19 protein-coding genes and 1 pseudogene are annotated in these 22169 nt (G+C 63.5%); 19 read left to right on the forward strand and 1 reads right to left on the reverse strand.

All coding sequences use genetic code 11. The features are described from left to right. Window positions 1-84 precede the first annotated feature (84 nt). The 17 genes and pseudogenes from ACFX4T_RS04360 (at window position 85) to ACFX4T_RS04440 (ending at window position 19258) form a co-directional block, all read left to right on the forward strand. A complete protein-coding gene (locus ACFX4T_RS04360; RefSeq protein WP_377650909.1) occupies window positions 85-1620 on the forward strand; it encodes a flavin-containing monooxygenase in 1536 nt (511 codons plus the stop codon). Beyond that, the gene (locus ACFX4T_RS04365) at window positions 1613-2545 is read left to right on the forward strand and encodes an alpha/beta fold hydrolase (RefSeq protein WP_377650910.1); all 933 of its coding nucleotides are present in this window, start codon (window positions 1613-1615) and stop codon (window positions 2543-2545) included. Before ACFX4T_RS04360 ends, ACFX4T_RS04365 begins: the two co-directional genes overlap by 8 nt. Further along, entirely contained in the window at window positions 2529-3887 is a 1359-nt protein-coding gene (locus ACFX4T_RS04370; protein ID WP_377650911.1) for a flavin monoamine oxidase family protein, read from the forward strand. Before ACFX4T_RS04365 ends, ACFX4T_RS04370 begins: the two co-directional genes overlap by 17 nt. A 4-nt stretch (window positions 3888-3891) precedes the next feature. Continuing rightward, complete coding sequence (locus ACFX4T_RS04375) at window positions 3892-4587, forward strand: hypothetical protein (RefSeq protein ID WP_377650912.1); 696 nt, start codon at window positions 3892-3894, stop codon at window positions 4585-4587. After that, window positions 4584-4886: an FAD-dependent oxidoreductase gene (locus ACFX4T_RS04380; RefSeq protein WP_377650913.1), complete on the forward strand. Its 303-nt coding sequence runs from the start codon at window positions 4584-4586 to the stop codon at window positions 4884-4886. Before ACFX4T_RS04375 ends, ACFX4T_RS04380 begins: the two co-directional genes overlap by 4 nt. Beyond that, a complete protein-coding gene (locus tag ACFX4T_RS04385) occupies window positions 4880-5926 on the forward strand; it encodes an NAD(P)/FAD-dependent oxidoreductase (protein ID WP_377650914.1) in 1047 nt (348 codons plus the stop codon). Before ACFX4T_RS04380 ends, ACFX4T_RS04385 begins: the two co-directional genes overlap by 7 nt. Before the next feature lie 43 nt (window positions 5927-5969). Continuing rightward, a complete protein-coding gene (locus tag ACFX4T_RS04390; protein WP_377650915.1) occupies window positions 5970-7346 on the forward strand; it encodes an NAD-dependent succinate-semialdehyde dehydrogenase in 1377 nt (458 codons plus the stop codon). 120 nt (window positions 7347-7466) lie between these two features. Beyond that, a complete protein-coding gene (locus tag ACFX4T_RS04395) occupies window positions 7467-8579 on the forward strand; it encodes an alcohol dehydrogenase catalytic domain-containing protein (protein WP_377650916.1) in 1113 nt (370 codons plus the stop codon). A gap of 57 nt (window positions 8580-8636) precedes the next feature. Further along, window positions 8637-10064, forward strand: coding sequence for an APC family permease (locus tag ACFX4T_RS04400; RefSeq protein ID WP_377650917.1), 1428 nt, complete (start codon window positions 8637-8639; stop codon window positions 10062-10064). 54 nt (window positions 10065-10118) lie between these two features. Then, on the forward strand, window positions 10119-11162 hold the full coding sequence (locus tag ACFX4T_RS04405; RefSeq protein WP_377650918.1) for a hypothetical protein: 1044 nt from the start codon (window positions 10119-10121) through the stop codon (window positions 11160-11162). A gap of 46 nt (window positions 11163-11208) precedes the next feature. After that, entirely contained in the window at window positions 11209-12750 is a 1542-nt protein-coding gene (locus tag ACFX4T_RS04410; protein WP_377650919.1) for a pyruvate carboxylase subunit B, read from the forward strand. Then, window positions 12740-13264 carry an acetyl-CoA carboxylase biotin carboxyl carrier protein gene (gene accB / locus ACFX4T_RS04415; protein ID WP_377650920.1) on the forward strand — a complete coding sequence of 175 codons (525 nt, stop codon included), beginning with the start codon at window positions 12740-12742 and terminating at the stop codon, window positions 13262-13264. Before ACFX4T_RS04410 ends, accB begins: the two co-directional genes overlap by 11 nt. Further along, on the forward strand, window positions 13261-14616 hold the full coding sequence (gene accC, locus ACFX4T_RS04420; RefSeq protein WP_377650921.1) for an acetyl-CoA carboxylase biotin carboxylase subunit: 1356 nt from the start codon (window positions 13261-13263) through the stop codon (window positions 14614-14616). Before accB ends, accC begins: the two co-directional genes overlap by 4 nt. Then, window positions 14613-16064, forward strand: coding sequence for an aminotransferase class III-fold pyridoxal phosphate-dependent enzyme (locus tag ACFX4T_RS04425; RefSeq protein WP_377650922.1), 1452 nt, complete (start codon window positions 14613-14615; stop codon window positions 16062-16064). The genes accC and ACFX4T_RS04425 overlap by 4 nt, the downstream gene beginning before the upstream one ends. Next, window positions 16054-16410, forward strand: coding sequence for a hypothetical protein (locus ACFX4T_RS04430; RefSeq protein WP_377650923.1), 357 nt, complete (start codon window positions 16054-16056; stop codon window positions 16408-16410). The genes ACFX4T_RS04425 and ACFX4T_RS04430 overlap by 11 nt, the downstream gene beginning before the upstream one ends. 19 nt (window positions 16411-16429) lie before the next feature. Further along, a pseudogene (locus ACFX4T_RS04435) lies at window positions 16430-17625 on the forward strand (acetyl-CoA C-acyltransferase). A gap of 34 nt (window positions 17626-17659) precedes the next feature. Further along, window positions 17660-19258, forward strand: a complete 1599-nt coding sequence (locus ACFX4T_RS04440) for a long-chain fatty acid--CoA ligase (RefSeq protein WP_377650924.1) — start codon at window positions 17660-17662, stop codon at window positions 19256-19258. A gap of 52 nt (window positions 19259-19310) precedes the next feature. Here ACFX4T_RS04440 and ACFX4T_RS04445 read toward each other — a convergent pair whose 3' ends face one another. After that, on the reverse strand, window positions 19311-20186 hold the full coding sequence (locus ACFX4T_RS04445) for a LysR substrate-binding domain-containing protein (protein ID WP_377650925.1): 876 nt from the start codon (window positions 20184-20186) through the stop codon (window positions 19311-19313). Between the two features lie 184 nt (window positions 20187-20370). Between ACFX4T_RS04445 and ACFX4T_RS04450 the strand changes: the two genes are divergently transcribed. Next, window positions 20371-21252 carry an ABC transporter permease gene (locus ACFX4T_RS04450; RefSeq protein ID WP_377650926.1) on the forward strand — a complete coding sequence of 294 codons (882 nt, stop codon included), beginning with the start codon at window positions 20371-20373 and terminating at the stop codon, window positions 21250-21252. Further along, complete coding sequence (locus ACFX4T_RS04455; RefSeq protein WP_377650927.1) at window positions 21249-22154, forward strand: ABC transporter ATP-binding protein; 906 nt, start codon at window positions 21249-21251, stop codon at window positions 22152-22154. The genes ACFX4T_RS04450 and ACFX4T_RS04455 overlap by 4 nt, the downstream gene beginning before the upstream one ends. The last annotated feature ends 15 nt before the right edge of the window (window positions 22155-22169 follow it).

Genomic DNA, 22169 nt, shown 5'->3' on the forward strand with positions numbered 1-22169 from the left:
CCAAAGCGGGTGCGCATTGTCGTAGTGACCGAGCTATGTGACTGGCGACACTTGATCAAACAGCTTTTAGACAGCAAGGAGCCAATGATGACGAGTGGAGCATCAGACGCGGTCGAAGAATTCGACATCGTCGTGATCGGGGCAGGTATCTCGGGGATCGGTGCGGCAGCTTACTTCAGCCGTGAGCTCCCGGGGAGGTCCCTGGTGGTGCTGGAAGGTCGGGAAAACATCGGAGGCACATGGGACCTTTTCCGCTATCCGGGCATTCGTTCGGACTCGGACCTGCACACCTTCGGTTACGAATTCAAGCCGTGGCGCCACGAGAACGCGATCGCCGACGCGCATCTGATCCGGGACTACCTTCACGAGACCATCGAGGAGAACGCGCTTGATGGCCTTATCAGGACAGGCCATCGCGTGCGGCGGGCGGAATGGTCCTCCAAGGAGTCCGGATGGACCCTCACGGTGGCCACGAAGGATCACGCCACGGGAGCGCCTGTCACGAAGACTCTCAGGGCGGGGTGGGTGTTCGCCGCCACCGGCTATTACAACTACGACGAGGGGTACTCTCCGGAATTCGCCGGGCGGGAGGACTATGAGGGCACGTTGGTGCACCCGCAGCACTGGCCGGAGGGTCTTGACTACAGTGGCAAGAAGGTTGTGATCGTCGGCAGCGGTGCCACGGCTGTGACCATGGTGCCGGCAATGGCGAAGGGCCCTGGCGCCGCCGGGCACGTCACGATGCTCCAGCGCACGCCCACCTACATCATGCCGCTGCCCCGGGTGGACCGCGTCGCGCTCGCCCTGACAAAGCTCCGCGGCGAGCGCCGGGGCTACGCGGTTACGAGGTTCAAGAACATCTGGACCGAGCACCTGATCGTTGAAGGCCTCCGTCGATTCCCCAAGGCCGGACGAGCCCTGGTGCGACGCGAGAACATCAAGCGGCTGGGCAAGGGCTTCGACGTCGACAAGCATTTCAACCCGCCCTACGACCCGTGGGACCAGCGCCTTTGCGCGGCGCCGGACGGCGACTTCTTCGACGCGATCAAGTCAGGTGGCGCGTCCGTCGTTACCGACAGCATCATCCGGTTCAGCAAGCGGGGCGTCATCCTGGGTTCCGGTGAGGAGCTGGAGGCGGACATCGTCGTGACCGCGACAGGACTGAACCTGCAGCTGTTTGACGGCATGCCGATCGTGGTCGACGGGCGCCGGATCAACGTCGTCGACACCGTCGCCTACCGCGGGACCCTGCTGACCGGGATCCCGAACTGGGCCATGGCAATCGGGTACACCACCTCGTCCTGGACCCTCAAAGTCAGCCTGCTGTGCCGCTACGTCATCGACCTTGTGAAGCACATGGATGCGCAGGGATACGACACCGTTGTGCCGGTGGCGGTGCCGGACATGCCAACCAAGCCGGTCATGGATCTCCAGTCCGGATACGCCAAGCGCGGGGAGGGAGTGCTTCCAAGGCAGGGATCGGAGAAGCCCTGGCGGACCATGATGTCCTACCCGGAGGACGCCAAGGCGCTGCGCGGTCCCGTCGCGGACGGGAACCTCCAGTTCGGAACCAGGGCCGCCGTACGCCCCGCAGGCAAGGAACAGGCCGCTCATGTCTGACTCCCCGGCAGCGGACATCGACCAGTTCGCCACACTCCGTTCCGGGGTGACTATCTGCTTCCGCGACGCCGGCCACAAGGCAGACCCCGTCATCCTGCTGATCGCGGGCCTGGGCGAAGACCTCACATTCTGGACACGGCCGGTGGTCGATGCGCTGGTCGCTTTCGGCTTCCGGGTCGTCTCGATCGATAACCGCGACGTCGGCCGGTCCACCTTCGCTGAGACCCCGCCGCCTGCGGTCTGGCGTCAGGTACTCGCACGACCACGCCGTGACGGGTACACGCTGGCCGACATGGCCCAGGACGCAGTCGGAGTACTCGACCACCTCGGCATTGAGCAGGTTCATCTGGTGGGCCGTTCGATGGGCGGGATGATCGCCCAGACGATTGCCGCCGTCGAACCCGGGCGGGTGCTGTCCCTGACGTCCATTTACTCAACCACGGGGTCGCGCAAGGTCGGCCAGCCGGCACAATCGACGATCCGGCTCCTGATGGGCCCGGACGCCCGCAACCGGACGGATGCAGTCCGCGCCCATCTACGGATCACGCGGCACATCGCAGGAAAGGACTACCCCATCGACGACGCCGCCGAAGCGGCCATCGCAGCGCAGGCATGGGACCGCAGCGCCGGTGACCTGGCAGCCGGCTCGGCACGTCAGATCCAGGCGATCCAACTCTCCGGAGACCGGACCGCGCTGCTGGCCAGGATTACAGCGCCAACCCTTGTCATCAACGGTGACCGGGACCTGATGGTCGCCGGGACCGGCGGTGCCGCGACGGTCAGAGCCATACCCAAGGCACAACACGTCGTCATCCCCGGCATGGGGCATCACATGCCCGAACCCCTGGTCGAGACGATCACCGAATACATCGCACAGCACGCCGCGCGTGTCAATGAAGGAGGAAAGCATGTCGAAATCTCGTGAATCCACCACCGTCGACGTCGTGGTCGTCGGGGCTGGCTTCTCCGGCCTGAGCGCGGCGGAGCGGCTGGTCAGCCTGGGCCTCTCGGTCATGGTCCTGGAAGGACGGGACCGTGTCGGGGGCCGTGTGCTGACCGGTGAGGTCGCAGGTGTTCCCGTGGACTTCGGGGGAACCTGGGTCTCGCCGAGGCACACGGCGATCCGCGATCTCGCCCACCGCTACGGCTGTACGATCACGCCGCAGTTCGCCGTGGGCCGCAACTCTCTGTGGATGGACGGCCGCCGTCGCAGCTACCAGGGCACCATCCCACCGGTCTCGCCGCTCGCCATGCTGAATATGGCTCGCGTGCAGATGGCTCTCGAGAAGCTCGTGAGGTCGATCGACGCCGAGGCCGCCTGGGAGTCTCAGAGCGCCGTCGAGCTCGACTCCATCTCCTTCGGCTACTGGCTCGGCCAGCAGCGAGCCGGCGCGGTGACCCGCAGCCTGATGAACGTGGTCAGCAGGGTGCAGTGGGGGGCCAGCCCCGACGACATCTCGATGCTCGCTGTGCTGGCGTACATCCGCGGCGCGGGCGGCTTCGACCACATGCTCGACGTCGAGAACGGCATGCAGCAGGACCGCATCACCGAGACGACCCAGGAGATCGCGAAGCGGGTGGCGGCGAAGCTCGGCGACCGGGTCCGGCTCAACACCCCAGTGCGCCGCATCGAGCAGGACGGGGACGGCGTTACGGTCCATACCGATGCGGGGGACGTGTCGGCCAAGTACGTCATCGTCAGCGCAGCGACCATGCATCGCAAAGGCATCGACTTCTCCCCGGCGCTGCCCGAGAAGACGACGAGCCTGTCCAAAGTGTGGAAACTGGGCGGCCTGAGCAAGGCGTACGTCGCCTACGAGACTCCGTTCTGGAGGAACGACGGCATGTCCGGCGAGGGGGTCTCCGACACGGGTGCGGTGTTCGCCTCCTTCGATGTGGGTCCCGAGGACGGCCCCGGCATCCTGCTCGGATTCTGCGATCCCGTGATGTTCGACGGGTTCGATCCGGAGAACCGGCGCCGGCGCGTCATCCAGCAGATGGTTGATCTGTACGGCCCCCAAGCGGGGAATCCGATCGACTACGTCGACCACTGCTGGCTCGAGGAGGAGTTCGGAGCCGGCGGTCCGAACCCGGCACTCCCGCCCTTCGCCTTGACGAGTTACGCCACCGCGCTCACCGAGCCGCACGGGCGGGTCGAGTGGGCGGGCACCGAGACGGCCGGAGAGTCGTCCGGCTGCATGAACGGAGCCGTTCTCACCGGCCAGCAGGCCGCTGAGCGGGTCGCCCAGCGCATCGGAAAGGAATAGCACCATGGTCGAAACGCTCTTCATCGTCGCAGACGTGTGGTTGATCTTCGTCGGCTTCGTTTATGGATGGAAGTTCATCCGGAACCACCACAACTATTTCCTCGGCATCGAAAGCCTGGTGGTCGGCACCTCGGCGACCAACTTCCTGCTCTGGTCGATGCTCAGCGGTGACCCGACCAACCCCATGTACACGATCGCGTACTTCCTCGACGCGTTCTCCCGCTCGTTCGGGTTCACCCTGGTCCTCATCCTCGGCCTGATGATGGTCACGCATCGGTACAAGCCCGCCCTCTGGCACGAGATCGGCGCCTTCGCCCTCGCGGCCACCGGCGGGGCCTATCTGGTCACGCTCCATCAGGGCGGCAAGTACGACGTCGGTCCTGCGACGTTCTTCCTCGTCATGAACCTGATCGCGTCGGTCTTCCTGTTCTACTTCGCGGGCCGGGTCTGGCGCGCCGGAGCGCGGGGCTGGTCCGTGGCGGTCACGCTCATCACGCTGGTGGCGATGATGATCGCGGTCACGTACGACTTCTTCCCTTGGCCGTTCGATGATGCCTACCGCTCCTACTTCTACACCGCCGCGCTGGCGACGTGGGGCACCCAAGGGTTCGTCTACTTCAAGGGCCACAAGGCGCTGTACAACCACAACGCGCGGGAGGATGCCGCAGCAGCTGCCAACACACAGGGAGTACTGTCATGAACCCCAAATTCAAGAACGTGGAGTACTCCACGTTTACCGGATGGATCGAGCCGCCAACGGATTTGGCTCCCTCGCTGCAAGGAACCCAGGAGTGCGATGTCGCCGTCGTCGGCGGGGGAATGGGTGGCATGGCGACGGCCCTGCGGCTCGCCGGACGCGGAGTGGACGTGGTGCTACTCGAATCCGAGTTCAGCGGCTACGGGGCCAGCTCCCGCAACGGAGGACAGATCGCCTCGGCTCCCGGCGGTGACTTGCGGATGCTGCGAGTCCTTTCCCGAAGAAGCTGCCCGGAATGGTGAGGTTCGCCGAGAACGCGGCCGACTATGTGGAAGGGCTCATCAAGGATCACAAGATCGATTGCGACTATGAAGCCAACGGCATGGTGTGGGCGGCGGTGTCCCCGGTCCAGATGTTCCGGGTGAAAACCCTCGCGGCGATCCTGAAGAAGGTCGGAGTCGACGGCCAGGTGGGCACGGCCAAGGAAATCGGGATTCCGGGGGCTTTCGTCGGCGGCATGCGTGAGCGTCGCGGCGGAATGCTCAATCCGGGCAAGCTGAGCCGCGGCGTACGGCGGGCACTGCTCGATTCCTCGGCGCGGGTGTTTGAGAAATCCAGGGTCGTTGATGTGCGGCGCCGCGGAGGCAAGGTCAGGATGACCACCACCGGTGGGGAGCTCATCGCGAACAAGGTCGTGTTGTCGACGAACGCCTACTCAGGCGAGTGGGACATCATTCCCAAGCACCTGTCCACCCCCGCATGGATCATCGAGGTTGAGACGGAGCCGATCGCTCCGGAGCGCATCGCCGTTTTGGGATGGACCAGCCGCTCGGGAGTGGTTACACAGCACCAAATCATGGAGAACTACCGGCTCACCGCCCGCAGCACCATCGTCTTCGGCGTCCGGCGCCTGGAATCGGGAGCCAACTATCCGCTGCAGCCAAGAAGCCCCGACCCGGGGATGATGAGGGAACTCTCCGAGAGCTTTTACAAGCGCTTCCCGTCGCTGTCCGATGTGCCGATCGCGCGCTGCTGGGGAGGATGGATCTCGTTCTCCTCATCATGGACCACGGTGGCCGGACGGGTAGGAGAGAACGTCTACTACTCGGCCTCCTGCAACGGGCATGGACTCGCGCAGGCTCCGTACTTGGGGTCGCTCATCGCCGATGACATTGTCGATGGAAAGCGGTCGGAGGACCTCGATTCGGTTTGGGAAGAGAAGACAGGCTATGCGCCCTCCCCTGCGATCAACCCCTTCGGACTGCGTGCCGTCTGGCTGGTCGACCGGCTCTGTGACCAGTTCAACGGCAGCCGGCGCCGCGCACGCCTGGCCACCCGGTGACGGGCGCCATGCGATGACCAACAGAAAACAGACAGGAACCACCATGGCCAAGTACCGAGTCCAGAACCCGGCAACCGGCGAAATCACCGAGACCTTCGAATCAGCAAGCGACGACCAGGTCGAGCAGCACCTCAAAGCTGCCGACGCTGCCTACCGGGAGTGGAAAGAGCAAAGCGTCCAGCATCGCGCCGGAGTGGTGCGGCGCATCGCCGGGCTCTTCACGGAACGCCGCGAGGAGCTTGCCAGGACCATCTCCACGGAGATGGGCAAGTCGATCGAAGCCGCGCTTGAGGAGGTGGATTTCGCCGCCGCCATATTCGACTACTACGGCGTCCACGGACCGGGATTCATCAGCGACTACGAGATCCCGAGCTCCGTTCCGGGCAGGGCCGTGATCGAGCAGCTGCCGCTGGGTGTCCTGCTGGGCGTCATGCCCTGGAACTTCCCCTATTACCAGGTGGCCCGTTTCGCGGCTCCCAACCTGGTGCTCGGCAACACGATCCTGCTCAAGCACGCCGATATCTGTCCGCGCTCGAACCTTGCGATCCAGGAAATCCTGGAGCAGGCCGGTGTACCGGCCGGGGGTTATCAGGCGCTGTTCTCCTCGCACGAGCAGATGGCGGCCATCATCGCCGATCCCCGTGTGCAAGGCATCTCGCTGACGGGTTCCGAAGGTGCGGGCTCGATCATCGGCGCCCAGGCCGGTGCAGCGCTGAAGAAATGCGTCCTCGAACTCGGCGGCATCGATGCGATGGTGGTGCTCGACGCCGGCGACGTGGCCGGGATTGCCCAAGCCGCGTGGGAGAACCGGATCTACAACGGCGGGCAGGTCTGCAACTCCAACAAGCGCCTGATAGTGATGGACGACATTTACGACGAGTTCGTCGCCGAACTGGTCCGGTTGGCCGACGGGCTCAAGCCCGGCGACCCGCTGAACCTTGGCGCGGGGGAGTACACCCCCCTCTCTACCCGCGCCGCGGCGGAAACGGTTGACGCCCAGGTCCGCAAGGCGGTCCATGAAGGGGCCCGGCTGCTGGCAGGCGGCGTCCTGTCCGAGGGCCCCGGTGCCTACTACTCGCCTGCAGTGCTCGTCGACGTGCCCCGCGACTCCGAGTCGTACCGCGAGGAGATCTTCGGCCCCGTCGCCACCGTGTACCGGGTGCACAGCGACGAAGAGGCACTGGAGCTCGCCAATGACTGCGCCCTCGGGCTTGGCGGTTCGGTGTTCTCGACCGACACGGCACGCGCCGCGCGAGTCGCGTCAAAGCTTGAGGTGGGCATGGCACACGTGAACATCATTGCCGCGGAGGGAGCGGACATCCCGTTCGGCGGTGTGAAGCGATCCGGTTTCGGGCGCGAGATGGGCCCCGTCGGCATCGGGGAGTTTGCGAACAAGCGTCTCTATTTCGTCGCTGAATAGACCACAGAAATCATCCGGAAATCCGGAACTTGGGGCAGGGCTCCCGCGCTGTCTCCATACCCCCAACCCCCTTTGCATGCGAAGTGCTGTTTCGCATGCCCATTTGAAGGAGAAGGACCCATGAAGGCAGTTGTGTTCCGCGATTCCGGGACCCGCGTCGCCGTCACCGACGTCGAGCTCGCGGCCCCCAAGGCGGGCGAAGTCCGTGTCAAGATTGCCGCAGCAGGCGTGTGCCACTCTGACCTGCACGTACGGCAGGGCGACTGGGACGCCGCCGTTCCGATGGTGATGGGCCACGAGGGCTCCGGCGTCGTCGTCGAACTTGGCGAAGGTGTCACCTCCCTCACGGTGGGCGACCACGTCGTCCTCAGTTGGGTGCCGCCGTGCGGCGAGTGCCGCTACTGCCAGCAGGGGCGTGAAGCGCGCTGCCAGAAGGTTGCCACACTCCTCGCGCCGAAGGGCGTGCTCTTCGACGGCACCTCGCGCATGAGCCAGCCTGCGGATGGCGGCGACGACGAGGCGCTCTACCACTATCTTGGCGTCTCCTCCTTCGCGGAGGAGGTGGTGGTGCCGGCATCCGGTGCGATCAAGGTGCGCGACGACGCGCCGCTGGACGTGATCTCCGTGGTTGGCTGCGCAGTCGCCACGGGCGTTGGCGCCGTCACGAACACCGCCGCCGTCGAGCCCGGCTCGACGGTCGCCGTCATCGGCTGCGGCGGGGTGGGCCTCAACGTGGTGCAAGGCGCCAGGCTCGCCGGAGCTGAGCGCATCGTCGCGATCGACGTCGTACCCGAAAAGACGGAGATGGCTCTGCAGTTCGGCGCGACCGACCGCATTGACGCGTCCAAAGGCGACGCCGTTGAGCAGCTCCGCGTGTTGATTCCTGACGGCGTCGATTACGCCTTCGACGCCATCGGCCGCACAGTCACCACTGAGCAAGCGATTGGAATGCTGGGCCTCGGTGGTGCGGCTGTGATCGTTGGACTGCCGCCGACCGGTGCCAAGGCTTCCTTTGAGCCACTGGTGCTCGCCGAGGCAGACCAGCGGATCCTCGGCTCGAACTACGGTTCGGTCCGCCCGTCAATCGACATTCCCGCGCTGGTGGATCAATACATGGACGGCCGGATCAAGCTGGATCCGCTCATTTCCGGGCGCCGTCCCTTGGCCGAAGCGGCAGAGGCGCTCGATGACCTCGAAGCGGGCAGTGTGCTGCGGACGCTGCTGATCCCCTGACCCGGATCGACTCCGGGAAATCCCCAACAAAAATCACCCGCTCAAAGGAGAGCACCCATGTCCACCATCAAGCAGGCGCCATCCCGCGATGCCGGTTTGCGCCACGGCGTCATGTCCGGCAGCGAACTCGCCGCCCAGGCCATCGCCAACATCGCGCCGAGCGCGGTCCTTGCATTTACTGCGGCGGTGATCTTCGTCAGCGCCGGTAACGGCACAATGCTTTCGCTCTTCCTCGCCATGATCGTCGTGCTTTGCGTCGGCTGGTGCGTAGCCACCTTCGCTAAGAGAAACGCCTCGGCCGGTTCCCTTTACACCTACGTTGCAAAAGGTCTGGGGCCCACCGGCGCCTACATTGCCGGAGCGGCCTTGATCATCGGCTGCTGGGGCGTGACGGCAGGATCCCTTGGTGGTGCCGTCTCCAACACCGTCGACTTGCTGGGACTCCTCGGCATGCCGGTTGAAGGCATCGGTGGAGTCATTGCCCTTACCGTAGTGATCGGCGGCGTTGGCACCTTCTTCACCATCCAGGGAATCCGTCTCTCAGCCAGGGTTTCGCTCGTCCTTGAACTGCTCTCGGTAGCGATCATCATGGTGCTGCTTGTCACCTCGCTTATCGCCCTGGGGCCGTCCGCGTGGGATCCCGCCCAGTTCGGCCTGGACGGTGCGCCGCCCCAGGGCATCGCCGCAGGCATGGTGATCGGTGTGCTGGGATTCGCCGGTTTCAGTTCGGCCGACGCCCTGGGACGCGAGGCAAGGAATCCGTACACAGCGATTCCCCGGGCCATCATGTGGAGCGCGGTCGCAGTCGGTGCCCTTTATATGTTCGGCGCATATACGCAGATCGCGGTGCTCGGAAAGGAACTCGGCACAGTGGGGAATCCGCTGCCGGCCATCGCCGGGAAAATCGGCATGCCTGACTGGTATGCCCCGCTTCTGGTGTTCGGCGTCGCGGCGTCATTCTTTGCGGTCGTGGTCGCTCCGCTGAACGTGCTGGGCCGCATTGTCTACGTCATGGGCAAGGAAGGAGTCGTCCCGGAGCGTTTTGGACGCACCCACGAGAAACACCTGACGCCGCACCGCGTGCTCATCGCCGCGGGCATCAGCGTGATCGTGGTGGACGTGGGTCTGCTCCTTGCCGGGGCGCACCCGATGGATATTGTCGTGTGGCTTGATACTTACGGGGTCTACGGATACATGGTGGCCTACGCCCTCGTCTCGCTCGCATGCATCCTCTACGTGCGCCGCGAGGGACTGCCACGCACCTTGGTGACCCTCTGCGGCACGGTGGCCGTTCTGTCCATGGGTTTCATCTTCTTCGCCAATGTGTGGCCCGTCCCTGCGTTCCCCCTCAACCTGATCCCATATTTCTTCGTGGCCACCATGGTGGTGGAGATCGCCTGGTTCGCCTATGTGCGCAAGGTGCGTCCCGACGTCGTTCAGAGGATCGGCAAGACCGAGACCGACATGCTCGACGGCGTCGGCTGATCGTTGAAGCGAAGCCGCCATCCGTATTCCCGGCTCACCCCCGAAGGAGCAATCATGAACACTGATCACCAACCGAGCGTGCTTCTCGTCGGGCTGGGAGCCGTAGGCCGTGCCGTGGGAGCGCGGCTCGTCGCCACGTCACAGTGCGAGGTCGTTGGTGCCGTCGACCCAGCAGCAGGCCTCGCCGATGCGGAACTCGCCTCGGTGGTCCCCGGCGTAAATGCGACAGCCCGCATCACCCCGGATCTCGCCGGTGCGCCCGATGCCGACGTTGCGTTTGTGGCGACCACGTCGTTCGTCGCTGAGGTCGAGCCAATCATCAACGAACTCCTGGACCGCGGGATGAACGTGGTCACGATCTGCGAACAGTTAGGCTTCGGCTTCTACGACCACGACCCCATCGCCAGCCGCCTTGACGCGCGGGCACGAACCGCAGGCCGCACAGTTCTCGGCACCGGCTGCAACCCAGGGATCCTCCTGGACAGACTCCCGCTGCTGCTGAGCAGCCTCACTACGAATGTGAACCGAGTGACGATCCGTAGGACTGCGGAGATGTCCGGCTATGGGGGCATCTTGTCGAAGTTCGGTTTCGGGCTCACGGCCGCACAGTTCGCCGCCCAGCGCCATGCGGGCGGCGTGATCGGCCACGTCGGCTTCCGCGAGTCCGTCGCTGCACTTGGCGACGGCCTCGGATGGAACCTTGACGGGATCGTCGTCGACGAGCCGGAGCCCATCCTCTTCACCGGGCATCCGCGCCATACGTTGCACCTCACCCTCAAGACCGGGACGATCGCGGTGCTCAGGCATTCGGCACGGGGACTTGTCGATGGACGAGTAGTGATTGACGCTGCCATCGATTTTGGGATCTTCGAGACCGCGGACGGGTTCCCTGAGGGCGACAGCTGGAGGATCGAGAGCGACTTCCAATCGCTCCACTTCTCGAGCGGCCGAATCGACAGCTATGCGTCGACCGTTGCAGTCGCAGCGAATGTCATCCCGTTGCTTTCAGGCGCTGCGCCCGGCCTCCTGACCATGGCGGATCTCCCGCCGAAGAGATTCTCGGCCAAGGGCGACATGTCGAAGCTGGTCACCCGCTGACGCGGACCCACATTCACCACCAATACCAGCAAAGGAGCTGAGGCACATGCTTGAAAAAGCCACCGTGAACATCGCGGAAGTCATGAGCCGCGGCGGACGGCCCCCACACAGCCGCCGCGAAGTGAAAATTATCGACACCACCCTGCGCGACGGCCATCAGAGCCTTTGGGCGACGCGGATGCGCACCTCCCACATGCTTGAAATGATCGAAGAGTTTGATGACGCCGGGTTTGAACACGTGGATCTTGTGGCGCCCATCCAGTTTGATGTGGCAGTCCGCTACCTGAAGGAGGACCCCTGGGAGCGGATTCGGCTGATGCACCGGCACGCGCCCAACACCACCTTCCGGGCATTGATCCGCTCAAAGAACCTGGCGTCCTTCGACTTCCTGCCCGATGACATCATCGCGGCGTGGGTTGACCGCCTCGTGGCCAACGGATTCCGTGAGATTGGCGCATTCGACGGCCTCAACGATGTGGACAATATCTCTGCGGCCCTTCTTCGGGCGAAAGACCTTGGCGCTGAGACATTCGGCGCGGTGTCGTTCTGCGAGTCTCCGGTGCACACCGACGAGCTGTTTGTCGCCAAGGCCCAGGAACTGATCGAAAAGGCCAACGTCGACCGGATCATGCTTAAGGACGCCGGAGGACTGCTGACTCCGGATCGGGTCCGCACTCTTGTGCCGGCATTGAAAGCAGTGATCGGCAACCGTCCCCTTGAGGTACACACGCACAGCCTTACAGGTCTGGCGCCGCTGGTGTGCCTGGAAGCTGTGGAACTTGGTGCCGACTCTGTGCACACTTCCATCGCGCCGCTCGCCTCCGGCAACGGGCAGCCCTCCACACAGGGCACTGTTCGTGATCTGCGAGCGCTTGGCTACACGGTGAACGTCGACGACGAGCGCGTTGCTGCGATCAGCCGGAAGCTTTCCCGCATCGCCGAGGAAGAGGACAAGCCTGTTGGCGTTCCGCACGAGTACACAGGGATGCATTACATGCACCAAACCCCCGGTGGGATGTTGTCCAACTTTCAGTCCCAGCTGGAGGCAGCTGGCCTCGCCGATCGCTTCGATGAGCTGATGCAGGAAGTTGCCCGCGTGCGTGCCGAACTGGCGTACCCCATCATGATCACTCCTTTCGCCCAACATGTGGGAACCCAGGCGGTCATGAACGTTATGAGCGGGGAGCGCTACGGCGTGGTCCCGAATGAGGTGAAGAAGTACGCACTCGGCTACTACGGCAAACCGTTGGCACCCTTGGACCCGGCGGCGCGCGAGAAGATCCTGGCCAACGGATCCTCGAACATCGCAGAGCTGCCCGAGCCGCTAGCGCCGATGCTTCCGTCACTTCGGCAGCGGTATCCGGACGAAGACATGGACCTGTGGCTTTTGCGTGCACAGTTCGCAGGGACACAAGTGGACGACATGAAGAAGGTCGTGTCGGAGGGCGGCGTCACCGGAGGGAATCCGATGCCGACGCTGGACCTCATCACCTCGCTGTACAACAGCACCCCAACCGGCCGACAGGCACTGACGAGCGGCGATCTGCGGATCACCCTGGAAAAAGGAAACACAGAAGATGGCCAATAGCCTGCCCGACATGAAGGAACTCAAGGCGATCGTTGATTGGGTGAATCTTGCAGAAGACGTCCGCGAACTGTCGCTCAAATTCGGCGACGTCGAACTGTTCGTATCGCGGAACCGCGCCGGCGGCGTGGCCCAGGGAGCCCCCGTGGCTGCCGAGCCGTCGGTCCCAATGAAGGAGCCGGAGCCCACGCGCGCAACACCGATCGTGGTGCCCGCACCTGCCGTAGGGGAGCAGGAAGCAAGGCACGACGCCGATCAACTCGCCCAGGATGAGGTACTGATTACCGCGCCCATGCTCGGTACCTTCTACGCCTCACCCCAGCCGGGCGCTCCAGCCTTCGTTTCGGTCGGCGACCGTGTTCAGCCGAGCAGCGTTCTCGCCATTGTCGAGGTCATGAAGCTCATGAACAACATCGAGGCCGGAGTCGAGGGAACAGTCGTCCGCGTGCTGGCAGAAAACGAGTCACTCGTCGAGTACGGCCAGCCCCTGATCGTCATCAGGAAGGGCGCCTCATGACGCTTTCAACTGTGCTGATCGCCAACCGGGGGGAGATTGCGCTGCGCGTGATCCGCGCCTGCAAGGAACTCGGGATCCGCAGCATCATCGCGCATTCGGAAGTCGACCGCGATTCGCTGCCCGTTAGGCTCGCCGACGAGGCTTTGTGCATCGGCCCCGCCTCGGCGAAGCTCAGCTACCGTGACGCCCATGCCGTGATCGCGGCAGCGCAGGGGAGTGGAGCCGATGCTATACATCCCGGCTACGGGTTCCTGTCAGAAAACGCCGACTTCGTGGCGCTGTGTGAGGTCGAAGGAGTTGGCTTCGTCGGACCGTCGTCGGAGGTCATCCGCCGGATGGGTGACAAGATCGAGGCGAAGAAGATTGCCCGACAGGCCGGCGTGCCGACTGTTCCGGGATCCGACGGAGCCATCGCCGATCAGGATGAGGCGTTCCGTGTAGCGGAGCAGGTAGGGTTTCCACTGCTGATCAAGGCAGCGGCCGGCGGGGGCGGGCGCGGGCTGCGTGTTGTCCAGGTAGCTGCCACCCTGGCAACAGACCTCGCAGAAATCATGGCCGAGGCCGAAGTCGCCTTCGGCGATCCATCCGTCTACATCGAGCGCTACCTAACCGACATCCGTCATATCGAGATCCAGGTGGTCTCGGACGGCACGACAACCCTGCATCTGGGCGAACGGGACTGCACCGCGCAACGTCGCAACCAGAAGCTCGTGGAGGAAGCGCCATCACCGGTGCTCGACCATGAGACCAGGGAAGGCCTCGCAAAGGCAGCAGTCTCCCTCTGCGAAGAAGTCGGCTACACGAACGCCGGAACTGTCGAGTTCGTCTTCGACAACGCAACCGGCGAGTACTACTTCATCGAGATGAACACCCGCATCCAGGTTGAGCATCCAGTCTCTGAAATGGTCACCGGAATCGACCTGATCAAGCTGCAACTGCAGATCGCCGGCGGCGGGAAACTCGGCTTCACACAGGACGATGTTCAGGTGAGGGGCCATGCCATCGAATGCCGCATTAATGCAGAGGACGCGGATCTCGGCTTCGCCCCCAGCCCGGGAACGATCCGCGACTTCCGGGCACCCGGCGGGTTCGGCGTTCGGCTGGACACGCACATAGAGGGCGGCTCCACCATCCCGCCCTTTTACGACTCCATGATCGGCAAGCTCATCTGTTGGGGACAGGACCGGGATGAAGCGATCGAGAGGACCCTGAGGGCCCTGACTGAGTTCAGGATCGAAGGCGTGGTTACCACCGCGGGATTCCACCGGAAAGTCCTCGCCACCAAGACGTTCAGGAGCGGCACATTCAACACAGGCTTCATCGCCGAATACATGGAGGAACGGACGTCATGAGCACCATTGACCAGCTGGTCGCAGGGTCGGACCCGCGACCACCACTTCCCCCGCCTCCCGGAGTACCGCAGGAACGATATCTGGCCACGACGATCCCCGGTCCGCGCTCGCAGGAGCTGATGCTCGAACGGCGCGCCCATGTGTCGAACGGATTCGGCGCGCAACTGCCTGTATTCATTGACAGGGCCGACGGCGGCATCCTCCTCGACGTCGACGGGAACCGCATCATCGACCTCGCCTCAGGCCTGGGACCGACGTCGCTCGGTGCATCGAACGAAGGCGTCCGGGAGCGCTTGCGGGCACAACTCGACCGGTTCACCCACACGTGCTTCATGACCACCGAATACGAGAGCTACGTGGAGGTTTGCCGCTGGCTGAACGCGAGAGCCCCTGGCGACACGGAAAAGCGCACCGCGCTCTTCTCCACAGGAGCTGAGGCGAACGAGAACGCGGTGAAGATCGCCCGTTACTTCACCGGGCGACAGAAGCTCCTCGCTTTCGACGGCGCCTACCACGGCCGGACCCACATGACGATGTCCCTGACCTCCAAGGCACACCCCTACAAGACCGGCTTCGGGCCTTTCTCGAACGATGTCATCCACGTGCCGGTGCCAACGTCGCCGCGCGGCCTGGAGGGCACGGTAGAGGATTCGCTGGACCGTGTCCGAGCCACGCTGGCTCAGCACGATCCGATGTCATTTGCAGCCATGATCATCGAGCCTATCCTCGGCGAGGCAGGCTGCCTGATTCCGCAGGAGGGCTTCCTTGCCGGCTTGCGGAAGATTGCTGACGAGCATGGCATCCTCCTGATTGCGGACGAGGTCCAGAGCGGCATGGGCCGCACAGGACGAATTTGGGCTATCGAATACGAGGCCGTTGTTCCCGATCTCCTGGTCGCGGCAAAGGCTCTCGCCAACGGGATGCCGCTGAGCTCGGTGACGGGCCCCGAGGACATTATGAACACCGTGCATCCCGCCGGCCTTGGCGGGACGTATGCCGGGAACCCGCTGTCCTGCGAGGCTGCACTTGCCGTGTTCGAGCAACTGGACACCGAAGGCGTCCTGGAGAAGGCGACGGAGCTGGGCAGGATCGCACTTGAGATGCTGCGTCCGCTTGTTGGGGCTGGGCTTGGGGTGATCGATGTCCGCGTACGAGGTGCAATGATCGGCATCGAGTTCGGCGACGAGGACACGCTGGAACCTGCGTCCGGCCGCGCCAAGGCGGTATCGGCCTACTGCCACGGGAACGGCGTGCTGGCATTGACGAACGGCGTGCACGAGAACGTCATCCGTTTGCTTCCGCCCATCGTGATCGGGAGTGCCCTGTTCCGGGACGGCCTGCAGGTCATCGTGGACGGAATCCGCCACACTGCGCCGAAGGCGTTCGGCAACCCTGCGCCGAAGGCGTTCGACCAGCCTGCGCCGAAGGCGTTCGACGATGGTCGATAGGAGCGTGCCGGCAACCGAGGAGGATCTTGCCCCAGTCGCCCGCAACGCGTCCGGTGGTGATTGGGGTATGGCCGCCTGGGATGAGTTGCCCGGCCATGAGGTGCACATTCTCAAGGACGGTCGTGTCATCCGGACCGGTTACGTGGAAGCCGTAACCGTGGCGGCGGATGCCCTCTGGATTGCGGCAGAGGGAGTCGAAGCGCGGGCCCTGTATGAGAAGGCGCGGGGCCATGTGGTGCTGCCGATTTCCCGCCCGCCTGTACAGATTCTCCACTACCCGGTCACAGGCATCCCTGCTTTTGCTTGGACGACGCCGCGGCCCGTCTCTTGCCGCTGTGAATACTGAAACTTACGAAAGGCTACCCATGTCCGCAGATACCAATGTCCCCGTCATTCTCGGGGGCGCCCGTACCCCTTTCGGTCGCTTCCGGGGCGGGCTTTCATCCCTTTCGGCCAGTGAATTGGGTTCGCACGCCATAGCTGCCGCGTTGGAGCGGACCGGGGTGCAAGCCGGGCAAATCGGTGCAGTCATCGTTGGCCAGGTGGTCCAGGCCGGCGCGGGCAGGGTCCGGCCCGACAAGCCGCCCTGGGTGCAGGGATCGGCTGGGACGTCCCCACCGTAACGGTCAATAAGCTCTGTTTGTCGGGTTTAACTGCCGTGATCGACGCGGCGCGGATGGTCCGGACCGGCGAAGTCGATTTCGTGGTGGCCGCAGGCCAGGAATCCATGACCAACGCCCCGCACCTGGCCATGGGCCTGCGCAGGGGAGTCGCTATTGGGGATGCGCCTTTGGTTGATTCCCTGTACTATGACGGCCTGCAGGATCCGTTCAGCGGCGAACTGATGGGCGCCGCGACCGATGCAGGCAACCCTGGCCGCGGTATTACCCGCGAGGAGCAAGATGAGGTCGCAGCACGTTCCCATCTGCGCGCGGAAGAGGCACGCGTGGCGGGCATCTTCGCCGACGAAGTTGCTGCCGTCACCATCGCCCAGCGGAAGGGCCCGGCGATTGTGCTTGATTCCGATGAGGGCATCCGCCCGGGAACGACGACGGAGGTACTGTCCCAGCTCAAGCCCGCCTTTTCAGCCGCGGACGGAGCAACAATTACTGCCGGCTCTTCTTCTCCTCTTTCCGATGGGGCCGCAGCGGTGGTCATCGCCAGCAAGGCTGCCGCTGTTGCGGCAGGCCTGGAGTGGATTGCGGAGATCGGTGCCCACGGTCAGACTGCTGGTCCGGATGGAGCCCTGCACTCCCAGCCTTCGCGGGCCATTGAACTTGCGCTCAAGCAAGATGGGCTGGCAGTCGAAGACTTGGACCTGATTGAAATCAACGAGGTGTTCGCATCCGTGGTGATTCAGTCGGCCAGGGACCTTGGCATCAGCACGGACCGCATCAACATCGACGGCGGCGCTATCGCCCTCGGGCATCCCGTCGGCGCCTCGGGCGCCCGATTGGTCCTCCACCAGGCGTTGGCGCTCCAGCGACGCGGCGGAGGGACCGGCGTCGTAGGCCTCTGCGGTGGCGGTGGGCAGGGCGATGCCCTGATTCTCAAGGCCTGAACCGACTGAAATCGCTATGCAAGGACATGACACCATGACAAAAACGCCAGCCCACAACGCCTTCGGCACGATTAGCGTCGCCGCTATCCTGGCCGAAGCCGCAGCTCGCAGGCCTGAAGCCACGGCCCTCATCGTCGGCGCGGAAGAGACCACCTACAAGGAGTTGTGGGAGCAGGCCCGCGCCTACGCTGGAGCCCTGCGTGGGCGCGGCATCGGACCAGGGGACCCCGTCGCTGTCCTCATTCCCAATGTGGCACATTTCGCCCGTGCCTACTACGCGGTCCTTGCCCTTGGAGGGATCGTGGTTCCTGTCCACGCATTGCTTAAGGCTGCAGAGATTGAGTTCGCCTTGCGCGATAGCGGCGCTAAGTTGTTGGTTTGTGCTGCGCCGCTGCTGGAAGAAGGCGCCGCGGGGGCCGCAAGGGCGGAAGTCGACGTCGTCACCGTCATGGCCCCGGAAGGCGCCGGAGTTCCTGTGCGCCTGGAGGCTGAAGCCGCTACCGCAGCCCCTATTCAAAGCTATGTCCCGCGCAGACCTGAGGACACGGCGACCATTCTGTACACCTCGGGGACCACAGGAAAACCCAAAGGGGCCCTCGGCACGCATTTTGCCCTCTTGGAACAGGTCAATGTGCTGCTGACCGGCACTTTCGATGTCCGGGCTGGCGACACCATGTTCGGTGGCCTGCCGCTGTTCCACACTTTCGGCCAGACCTGCGTTCTCAACGCCGGCCTACGCGCCGGCGCGACAATTGTCATGTGCCCCAGATTTACGGGGAATGCCGCCTTGGAACTTATTCACAAACACGGAATCGATGTGTTCTTCGGTGTGCCTACCATGTACGCAGCCCTGCTCGAGGCTGCCAAGACCAATCCCGCCCGTCCCCGGCGGCTGCGCTACGGAATCTCCGGCGGCTCAGCACTTCCCTTGGCGATTCTGGAAAATTTCCGGGATGTCTTTGGGGCCGAGATCCACGAGGGCTACGGACTTACCGAAACTTCGCCGGTGGCCAGCTTCAACCATGTGGGCACGACGCCGCGACCCGGCACCATCGGTACCCCAATCTGGGGCGTGGACATTGAGATTGCACGCCCCGAAGTCACTGACAGGATCGAACTACTGCCTGATGGCGAGCTCGGAGAACTGGTCATCCGTGGACACAATCTGTTCAAGGGCTACCTCAACCACCCCGAAGCCACCGCTGAAGCGGTCGTCAACGGTTGGTTCCGCACCGGGGACCTGGGGACAAAGGACTCCGACGGCTACCTTCGCATCCTCGACCGCAAGAAAGACATGATTATCCGGAACGGCTATAACATTTACCCGCGTGAAGTCGAGGAAGTCCTGAACCAACACCCGGAGGTGGTCAGCGTTGCTGTTTTCGGGGTTCCCCACGAGACCCGCGGGCAAGAGATAGCAGCGGCTATTGTCCCAACCCCAGGAAGCACGCTCACGACGGAGGAACTCACCGCCTTTGCCAAGACCCGGCTGGCCGCCTACAAGTACCCCCGAATTATCGAATTCACGACGGAACTGCCGTTGGGACCCAGCGGAAAGATACTGAAACGGGAGCTGGCTGCCGGCGCGCGTTTAAGGGCAACAACCCTGCTTCGGTTGCATAGGTCCCCTTAAGGACGTGGGCAGCGCGGGGGGCATTTCCGCCTTATCGGAGGAAGCCCGTGGCTCACGAGGCTGCAACCTCTATGAAGAGATCGGCGAGGCGGCTTCGCTGCCACCTGGCGTGAATCATCCACAGGGGGGCCATTATGTCATCCGGGTCGATGTCTACGGCCACGACCCCGGCGCGTGAGATGTTCGCATTGGAGCTGGAGAGGAGGGCGATGCCTACGTTCGCGGCTGTGAGGGCCAGCTGCGTCTCCAAGCTCGTAGCGTATCCCTTAACCAATGGCTCGAAGCCCGCGGACCTGCAGGCAGAGACAAGCAGGTCGTAGTACGAAGGGTTGAACTCACGCGGCAGGAAGACCATCGGCTGCTCACGCAGGTCTACAAGTCTGAGACTGGTGCGTGTAGCGAGGGGATGTTCCTCAGGCAGGAATGCCTTGAACGATTCGTCAAGAAGGTGTGTGGCCACAACCTTGTCGTCCAGCGCGGCCGAGCGCACGAAACCGATATCGATGTTCCCTGCGATGACTGCCCGCACCTGCGCCCCGGCATCGAGGAAATGTTGAAGCTCAACCATGCATCCCGGTTCTTTCGCATGAAGGCGCCGGATGAGTTCAGGCACCGGGCCGTTGGCGGCCGCACCGAGACACCCGATGACCAGGCGGCCAAAAAGACCGTCCCTTGCATCCAGTACGGTCTCCCGCGCACGCTCCGCCTCGGCGAGAGTTCTACGACATGACTGGAGGAACAGCTCACCGATCTGGGTTAGGCCGACGGCCCGGCTGGTCCGTGTGAGCAGTTGAACGTTCAGCTCGTCTTCGAGCTTGCGGATCTTCTGGCTGAGCGCAGGCTGACTCATTTCCAGCTGCTGGGCCGCCCTGCCGAAGTGCAACTCATCCGCGAGAGTACGGAAGGCCAGCATGTCCTTAAGTTCCATAAGGGCAGCTTATCGCATCAGAACCTCCACCCCATCGACTTATTGATCCGGGAGTTTCAGACTGGACTCATGTTAGAGAAAATCTCCCGTCGACATGGGCTGGAACCGACGTTCTCCGGCTTGAACGGTCCTGTTGCCAACTCCGTCGCCGGGTCAGTCGTTCGATTGGAAAGAGGTGCATCTGATGTTGTGGACCAAGGAGTTTGAAGCTCCTCAGCGGCGCGCCGTCACGGAGGCTGGTCCCTCCCGCTCGGCTTCACCGTCCTCATCTGCGGGTCGACACGTCGGGTCGTGGTTCGTGCGGTTTGGCCCGACTCTCGTCTTGATCGTCCTCGGCTTGCTGTTTTGGCAGTTCGTGCTCACTCGGGTCAACTTCCTGGGTATTCCTTCGAGATATCTGGGTTCTCCCAAGGGGATCATCGACGCACTCGTCACGCTGGTGCAGTCCGGCTACACCGGAACGCCGTTGTGGCAGCACTTCCTGGCAAGTATCAGCAGAACACTTTTCGGGGTGGGGCTGGCTGCTCTCGTCGGGGTCCCGCTGGGACTGGGTATCGGCCTCAACCGGTTCCTGGACCGGCTGCTTAGCCCGATCATTGGGTTCCTTCGGCCGATCCCGGCACTTGCCTGGATTCCGATTGTCGTGATCTGGCTGGGGATCGGTGAACAGTCGAAGGTATTCGTCATCTTCATGACGGCGGTGCTGTTCGTGTCGACGGGAGCGGCTCTTGGTGTTCGGGCCGTACCTCAGGATTTCTACCTTGTGGCCCGCAATTATGGACTGAGCCGAGTGCAGTTCCTGAGGGAAGTCGTGCTTCCACCGGCACTGCCGCAGATCCTTGCGGGGCTGCGGACGGCCCTGACTGTCGGTTGGGCGGTTGTGGTCGCGGCGGAGTTGATCGGCGCATCGCAGGGCCTTGGCTACATGATCCGTAACTCATCTCAGGTTTTCGACGTCAACACTGGCTACGTGGGAATTCTCCTTATCGGTGTGGTTGGCGTTGCCTTCGAGTACGGGTTCCGTTACTTCGAGAATCGCCTGCTGCATTGGCAGGTCTCGCGATGAACCAGAAGAACATCCTCTCGTCCCATCCCACCAGAGAGCAGACCATGAACACCATGGACAAAACGCCGGCCCGCGCGATCGGCGACACGAAAATCACCTTGGCCGGTGCAGCCCAGGCATACTCCGTTCGCGGAGGACGCCGCGAGGTACTCACGGGGATTGACCTTGAAATCAAGACGAACGAGAGCGTCGCTGTCATTGGACCGACCGGCGTCGGTAAGAGCACGCTGCTCCGTTTGATTGCAGGATTCGAGAGTCCTACCAGTGGCGAAGTGAAGCTTTGGAATGACGGCAGGGGTAGCCTCGCGGCACCTGCGGCGGAGATCGGGTACCTCTTCCAGCAACCGGCTTTGTTCCCATGGATGACTGTAAAGGAGAACGTGCTGTTTGGCGCCAGGCACGCAAGGACGTACGGCACCGATAAGAAGGCCATGTTCTCCCAAGCCGACTACTTCATGGAACGCGTCGGGCTTTCGGACGCGGAGGACCTCTTCCCATATCAGATCTCGGGCGGCATGCGGGCTCGAACAGCTCTGGCAAGGGTCTTCCTCACCCGACCGAAGGTGCTCCTTATGGACGAACCGTTCGGCGCACTGGATGCCCTGACCCGCCGCGAGATGTACGTCCTCCTACGCGATCTCGTGTCGACATCCCCCGAGCTCACCACGGTCATGGTCACCCACGACGTCGACGAGGCGATCACGCTGTGCGGAACCATCATGATCATCTCGGGCATCCCCGGATCCATCACCTCTGTATATCGCAGCGGACTCGCAGCGATGGCGGAGTCGGCCGAGGATCTGCAGCGCGAGCCCGACTACGTCGAGCTCAAGGCAGCGCTCCTCAGGTCGCTCAACGCTCGCCGAAATGAAGCCAGAACAACCACCGGCGCCACATCCTAGCCAAACCCATCACAT

Source organism: Paenarthrobacter sp. YIM B13468 (assembly GCF_042788025.1).
GTDB classification, from domain to species: domain Bacteria; phylum Actinomycetota; class Actinomycetes; order Actinomycetales; family Micrococcaceae; genus Arthrobacter; species Arthrobacter aromaticivorans.

Bases quoted from the DNA above. Each gene is read 5' to 3' on its own strand.
- ACFX4T_RS04395 (WP_377650916.1), top strand. From the start codon at position 7,467: ATGAAGGCAGTTGTGTTCCGCGATTCCGGGACCCGCGTCGCCGTCACC.
- ACFX4T_RS04455 (WP_377650927.1), top strand. From the start codon at position 21,249: ATGAACCAGAAGAACATCCTCTCGTCCCATCCCACCAGAGAGCAGACC.
- ACFX4T_RS04450 (WP_377650926.1), top strand. From the start codon at position 20,371: ATGTTGTGGACCAAGGAGTTTGAAGCTCCTCAGCGGCGCGCCGTCACG.
- ACFX4T_RS04380 (WP_377650913.1), top strand. From the start codon at position 4,584: ATGAACCCCAAATTCAAGAACGTGGAGTACTCCACGTTTACCGGATGG.
- ACFX4T_RS04410 (WP_377650919.1), top strand. From the start codon at position 11,209: ATGCTTGAAAAAGCCACCGTGAACATCGCGGAAGTCATGAGCCGCGGC.
- ACFX4T_RS04365 (WP_377650910.1), top strand. From the start codon at position 1,613: ATGTCTGACTCCCCGGCAGCGGACATCGACCAGTTCGCCACACTCCGT.
- ACFX4T_RS04390 (WP_377650915.1), top strand. From the start codon at position 5,970: ATGGCCAAGTACCGAGTCCAGAACCCGGCAACCGGCGAAATCACCGAG.
- ACFX4T_RS04440 (WP_377650924.1), top strand. From the start codon at position 17,660: ATGACAAAAACGCCAGCCCACAACGCCTTCGGCACGATTAGCGTCGCC.
- ACFX4T_RS04425 (WP_377650922.1), top strand. From the start codon at position 14,613: ATGAGCACCATTGACCAGCTGGTCGCAGGGTCGGACCCGCGACCACCA.
- ACFX4T_RS04370 (WP_377650911.1), top strand. From the start codon at position 2,529: ATGTCGAAATCTCGTGAATCCACCACCGTCGACGTCGTGGTCGTCGGG.
- accC (WP_377650921.1), top strand. From the start codon at position 13,261: ATGACGCTTTCAACTGTGCTGATCGCCAACCGGGGGGAGATTGCGCTG.
- ACFX4T_RS04385 (WP_377650914.1), top strand. From the start codon at position 4,880: ATGGTGAGGTTCGCCGAGAACGCGGCCGACTATGTGGAAGGGCTCATC.
- ACFX4T_RS04360 (WP_377650909.1), top strand. From the start codon at position 85: ATGATGACGAGTGGAGCATCAGACGCGGTCGAAGAATTCGACATCGTC.
- ACFX4T_RS04445 (WP_377650925.1), bottom strand. From the start codon at position 20,186: ATGGAACTTAAGGACATGCTGGCCTTCCGTACTCTCGCGGATGAGTTG.
- ACFX4T_RS04400 (WP_377650917.1), top strand. From the start codon at position 8,637: ATGTCCACCATCAAGCAGGCGCCATCCCGCGATGCCGGTTTGCGCCAC.
- ACFX4T_RS04375 (WP_377650912.1), top strand. From the start codon at position 3,892: ATGGTCGAAACGCTCTTCATCGTCGCAGACGTGTGGTTGATCTTCGTC.
- ACFX4T_RS04405 (WP_377650918.1), top strand. From the start codon at position 10,119: ATGAACACTGATCACCAACCGAGCGTGCTTCTCGTCGGGCTGGGAGCC.
- accB (WP_377650920.1), top strand. From the start codon at position 12,740: ATGGCCAATAGCCTGCCCGACATGAAGGAACTCAAGGCGATCGTTGAT.
- ACFX4T_RS04430 (WP_377650923.1), top strand. From the start codon at position 16,054: ATGGTCGATAGGAGCGTGCCGGCAACCGAGGAGGATCTTGCCCCAGTC.